The sequence below is a fragment of the Caldimonas sp. genome (assembly GCF_046289365.1).
Taxonomy (GTDB): domain Bacteria; phylum Pseudomonadota; class Gammaproteobacteria; order Burkholderiales; family Burkholderiaceae_C; genus Caldimonas.
On record NZ_JBKBVU010000248.1, the window covers coordinates 1 to 3,857 of the forward strand.

Annotated in this window: 4 protein-coding genes; all 4 read left to right on the forward strand. The window is 72.5% G+C overall.

Annotated features, from left to right (window positions below; genetic code table 11):
• Positions 1-1,032, forward strand: a 1,032-nt coding sequence (locus ACK42S_RS16340; RefSeq protein WP_409709979.1) for a polysaccharide biosynthesis C-terminal domain-containing protein, incomplete at its 5' end; no start/stop codon positions are given.
• 25 nt (positions 1,033-1,057) lie between these two features.
• Entirely contained in the window at positions 1,058-1,633 is a 576-nt protein-coding gene (locus ACK42S_RS16345; RefSeq protein WP_409709982.1) for an acyltransferase, read from the forward strand.
• Entirely contained in the window at positions 1,630-2,697 is a 1,068-nt protein-coding gene (locus tag ACK42S_RS16350) for a glycosyltransferase (RefSeq protein ID WP_409709985.1), read from the forward strand. Before ACK42S_RS16345 ends, ACK42S_RS16350 begins: the two co-directional genes overlap by 4 nt.
• Positions 2,697-3,707: a glycosyltransferase family 2 protein gene (locus tag ACK42S_RS16355; RefSeq protein WP_409709988.1), complete on the forward strand. Its 1,011-nt coding sequence runs from the start codon at positions 2,697-2,699 to the stop codon at positions 3,705-3,707. The genes ACK42S_RS16350 and ACK42S_RS16355 overlap by 1 nt, the downstream gene beginning before the upstream one ends.
• Positions 3,708-3,857: the final 150 nt, after the last annotated feature.

Here is a 3,857-nt window from a genome sequence, read left to right on the forward strand (position 1 = left end):
GAGGCGGCCGCCCGCTGGCTGGGCGGGGCCATGGGGCTGGCGCTGGGGGCGGGCGTCGTGGGCGCCCTGGTGTTCTGGGCGATGGGGTGGGGGCTGTCCGATACGCCGGCCTACCGCTACCTGCCGGCCCTGGCCCTGGCGGCGCCCTGGCTGCTGCTCACGCCCACGGTCTCGGGCCTGTACCTGGGGCTGGGGCGCATGGGGCCGATCAACGCCCTCACGGTGGCACCGCCTGCGCTGGCGCTGTGCGCGCTCGGGGCCTGGGTGCTGGCCGGGCAACCCATGACCCTGTGGGCCGTCATGATCGCCTGGCTGGGCGCGCGCGTGCTCGTGGGCCTCGCCGGGGCGGCCTGGGCCTGGCGCGATCAGCGCGGCTGTGCGCCGGACTGGCCTGCCTGGCGCACGCAGGCGGGCTTTTGCACCGTGCTGGGCCTGACCAACCTCATCAGTTGGCTCAACTACCGCATCGACCTCTTCATCGTGGAATCCTTCGTCAGCCTGTCGGCCGCAGGCCTCTACGCCATCGCGGTGACGGTGACCGAGTTGCTGTGGTTCATCTCGTCGTCGGTGAGCGCTGCCGCCTATGGCCGCATCGGCCAGCCCGACCGCGAGGCCGCCGCGAGGCTGACCGTGCGCCTGGTGCAGGCCAACCTGGGGGTGCTGTTGATCGCCTCGCCGGTGTTGCTGGGGCTGGCCGCCTGGGCCCTGCCGCGGGTGCTGGGGGCGCCCTATGCCGAGGCCGTGCCGCTGATGCTGTGGCTGCTGCCCGGCGTGTGGGCCTATGGCTGCGCGTCCACGTTGTCGGCCTACTACACCAACTTCCTCGGCCGGCCAAGGCTCTCGGCCGCGGTGGCCGGGGTGTCGTTGCTGATCAACGTGGGGGCCTGTGGGCTGCTCGTGCCCCGCCTGGGCGCCACCGGCGCGGCGATCGCCACCTCGCTGTCCTATGGGCTGGCCATCGCCTGGGGCCTGGCCCTGTTCCGCCGGCATGCGGGCCTGCGCTGGCGCGACCTGCTGCGTCCGTCCCGGTAGACTGTTGCGCCTGCCCTGTGCCACGATGCCGATCAAGCCCTGGATCACCCGAACCCTGCGTGCGCTGCTGCGCCCGCGCATGCTTTATGGCCACCGCCACCCCTCGGGGGCCTGGCTGGCCCACACCCGCATTGGCAGCACCACCGAGCTGGAAAGTCCCGAACGCCTGGACCTCGGCGACCATGTCTTCATCGGGCATCACAACTTCATCGATGCCTCGGGCGGCCTCACGATCGGCGAGGGCACGCAGATCACCAATCACGTGTCGGTGCTCACGCACTCCAGCCACCGCGCCACCCGGCTCATGGGCCGCGAGTACTTCGGCGATCCGCAGCCCCTGGGCTTCGTGCGCCAGCCCACCGTGATCGGCCCGTACTGCTTCATCGGCGCCCACAGCGTCGTGATGCCGGGCAGCCGCCTGGGCCGCGGCGTGCTGGTGCGCGCCTTCAGCTACGTGGACGGCGAGTTCCCCGACTACGCCATCGTGGCCGGCCAGCCGGCCCGCGTGATCGGCGATGTGCGCGAGGGCGATGCGGCCTGGATCGAGCGCCACCCGCAGGCCCGGTCCGCCTACTGCGGCCAGGGTTGGCCCGGGCGATGAGTGCGCCCCACCTGCTGTTCGTGGCCGATGCCACCAGCGTGCACACGCGCCGCTGGGTGGGCGCGATCGCACAGCGCGGCTATCGCTGCAGCGTGATCTCGCGGCACACGGGCGAGGTGCCGGGCGCCCAGGTGCATGCGCTCGACACCCCGGACGGCCGCTGGCCCTGGTTCGCGGCCCTGCCGCGCGTGCGCGCCTTGGCCCGTGCGCTGCAGCCCGACCTGGTGCACGGCCACTACCTCACCTCCTACGGCTTCTGGGCCGCCAGCCTGGGCCAGCGGCCCCTGGTGCTCTCGGCCTGGGGCTCCGATGTGCTGGTGAGCCCGCGCGAGAGCCGCCTCGTGCGGGCGCTCACCGGCTGGACCCTGCGCCGCGCCGATCTCGTCACCGCCGACAGTCAGGACGTGCTCGAGGCCATCGCCGCCTACCGCCCGCGCGCGGCCCTGCACCAGGTGCTGTGGGGCGTGGACACGGCGAAGTTCGTCGCGGTGCACAAGGCGCCCAGCCCGCTGCGTCTGGTGAGCCTGCGCAACTGGGAGCCGAACTACCGCATTGACCTCGTGCTGCACGCCGTCGCCCAGTTGCGCGAACGCCGCCCCGCGCTGCCCGTCGAGCTGCATTTGTGCGGGGGCGGCCCACTGGAGGCCTCTCTGCGAGCCCTGGCTGACACGCTGGGCTTGCAAGGGGTGGTGCATTGGCACGGCCGCGTCGATGAAGACCGACTGGCCGAGATCGTGCGCCACGCCCATCTCGCCCTCTCGGTGCCCGAGAGCGACGCCACCTCGGTGGCCCTGCTGGAGGCCATGGCCGCCGGTCTGGCCGTGATCGTCAGCGACCTGCCCGCCAACCGCCAGTGGGTCGATGGCCGCGGCGGACGCCGGGTGCCGGTGGGCGATGGGCAGGCCCTGGCCCAGGCCCTGGTCGAACTCGCCGGCGACGCTCGGGCCCTGGAGGCCATGGGCCGGCACAACCGCCGCCGCGTGGTGCCCGAGGTGTCGCGCGAGGAGCAGATGGACCGCATGGCCGCGCTCTACCGTGAACTGCTGACGCACAGGGGCTGCTGATGCCCACCGTCTCGGTCATCGTGCCTTGCCGCAACGAGCGCGCCCACCTGGAAGCCTTTTGCAGCTCGCTGCGGGCCCAGCAGCTTCCCGAAGGCTGGACGATGGAGGTGCTGGTGGCCGATGGCCACAGCGACGACGGCAGCCGCGCCTGGCTGGACGAGCACGCCGGCCGCTTCGGGCTGCGCGTGATCGACAACCCGCAGCGCATCGTCTCCACCGGCTTGAACCGGGCGCTGCAGGCCAGCCGTGGGGAGGTGATCGTGCGCATGGACGTGCACACCACCTATGCCAGCGACTACATCGCCCAATGCCTGGCCGCTTTGCAGGCCAGCGGGGCGGACAACGTCGGCGGTCCCTGGCGGGCGCAGGGCGAGGGGGCGCTGTCCTCGGCGATTGCCGCAGCCTTCCAGTCTCGCTGGCTGGCCGGCGGGGCGCGCTCGCGCCAGCTCGACCACAGCGGCTGGGTCGATACCGTCTACCTGGGCTGCTGGCCGCGCGTCACCTTCGAGCGCTTCGGCGGCTTTGATGAGACCCTGGTGCGCAACCAGGACGACGAACACAACCTGCGCATCACGCGCGGCGGCGGGCGCATCTGGCAATCGGCTGCCATCCGCTCCACTTACCGCCCGCGCGATTCGCTGGCGGCCCTGTGGCGGCAATACCAGCAGTACGGCTACTGGAAGCCCTTCGTGATCCGCAAGCATGGCGGGGCGGCTTCATGGCGCCACTGGCTGCCGGCGGGGCTGGTGCTGGGCCTGGCCGGCAGCCTGCTGTCGGCCCTGCTCGGTGCGCCCGTGTGGATGACCGTGCCGTTGCCCGGGGTCTATCTCGCGGTGGTGCTTGCCGCTTCGCTGGCCATCGCCGCGCAGACCCGCTGGAGGCACGTGCCGTGGCTGCCGCTGGTGATCCCGGCCTGCCACCTGGGCTACGGCCTGGGCTTCCTGCTCGGGGCCTTCGATGCCTGGAGCGGACGGGGCCCCCGTGCACGCATGGAGCGGCTCAGCCGTTGAGGGCGCGATGACCCCACCCGACGAACTGGACGCCGTGCAGGCGCGTTACGCCCGCCGCAGGCCCGACGACCCCCGCTACAGCCTGCTGAACCCGGCGGCGCTGGCCGCCTGGCAGGAGCGCCAACGCGCCATGGCCGCGCTGTTTCGGCG

Coding starts and splice junctions, on each gene's coding strand:
- ACK42S_RS16345 (WP_409709982.1), top strand. CDS start 1,058: ATGCCGATCAAGCCCTGGATCACCCGAACCCTGCGTGCGCTGCTGCGC.
- ACK42S_RS16350 (WP_409709985.1), top strand. CDS start 1,630: ATGAGTGCGCCCCACCTGCTGTTCGTGGCCGATGCCACCAGCGTGCAC.
- ACK42S_RS16355 (WP_409709988.1), top strand. CDS start 2,697: ATGCCCACCGTCTCGGTCATCGTGCCTTGCCGCAACGAGCGCGCCCAC.